Consider the following 1123-nt stretch of genomic DNA (forward strand, 5'->3'; position numbering starts at 1 on the left):
TGCGTGCATGGCATCGGCCAACTGGTCCACGAGGAAGTCGAGCGTCATGTCGATGAGAAGTGGCTCGTCGTCCTCGCGCTCGACGTCGAGCGATGCCGGCGGCAGGCTCTTGGCAAATTCCTCGGCTTGGGCCAGCAGCGCGGCCTGGCCTTGCAACGCGCGCACGAACGTCGAGCCGCCGTGTCCGTCATTGCGGGCTTCGGCGATGGGCCTGCCGTCGAACATGACGGTGGCGGTGAAGCACAGCGTTTCCTCGCTCGCGAAATCCGCGACCTTGAGGTTCTTGAGCGTGATGCGGTCTTGTCGGGTGATGGTGTCCATGGAAAGTCCTGATATCGACCGGGTTGACGACACGCCCCTGACGGGACGCGCATACATCCCGTGGGTTGGAGGAAGGTGGCATCGATGCCCGGTGGGCAGCGTTCGCCGGAGAGATGCCGGGGCGAACTGGCGGGTGGCGTGGGAGGAACCCACGGCAGCCTTGACACCCTGGCTGCTGGCTGTTGCCGATGCGTCGGCAATGCAGGAGGGAGGATCACGCGGCCCGCCGGCCGCGTCGTGCATCAATCCGAAGCGCTCGATCCCGTCTTGTGCAGGCACTGCACCAGCCGCTGGCCCAGCCACGCGACGCACGGCACGGCCATGGAGTTGCCGATCGCCTTGTAGCGCGGCGCGTCGGCGGAGGGCCTGCCGCGGTACGGCACCAGCGTGTAGTCGTCGGGCATGCCTTGAAGCCGCTCGCATTCGACCGGCATCAGCCGACGCACCCGCCACTGCGACCAGTCGCCCGGACCGGGGTTATTCCAGTCGTAGCGGAAATGTGCCTCGAAGTCCGGTGCCAGCACATGGGGCTTGTCGGCACCGCCGCTGCTGGTGCGCAGCGCGGTCGAGACGCCATCGCCCAGTTCAGCGGCCAGGCCTTCGGTGCGACCGCGCAGCGCCACGCCGATCACCATCGGCCGGCCTTGGCCCGGCTTGCCGCCACCCGTGGAGAGCGTCCCGGCAAGCTGGCCGTGGCCGGATTCCAGCCGCAGCTCGCCGCGCGAGTTCTGCGCGAACGCGATGGCCGGCACCACGCCGGCGTTCGCGTGGCTGAGGCGATGTCCGCCGGCACGCAGCGTCG

At 68.6% G+C, this 1123-nt stretch carries 1 protein-coding gene and 1 pseudogene; both read right to left on the bottom strand.

Annotated features, from left to right (window positions below; all coding sequences use genetic code 11):
* A pseudogene (locus APY03_RS43930) lies at positions 1-321 on the bottom strand (hypothetical protein); the annotation flags it as partial.
* A gap of 242 nt (positions 322-563) precedes the next feature.
* Positions 564-1123 (bottom strand): DNA cytosine methyltransferase (locus APY03_RS17080; RefSeq protein WP_198161262.1); only part of this gene is annotated, 560 nt, incomplete at its 5' end.

This window comes from Variovorax sp. WDL1, from assembly GCF_001541225.1.
Classification (GTDB): Bacteria; Pseudomonadota; Gammaproteobacteria; order Burkholderiales; family Burkholderiaceae_C; genus Variovorax.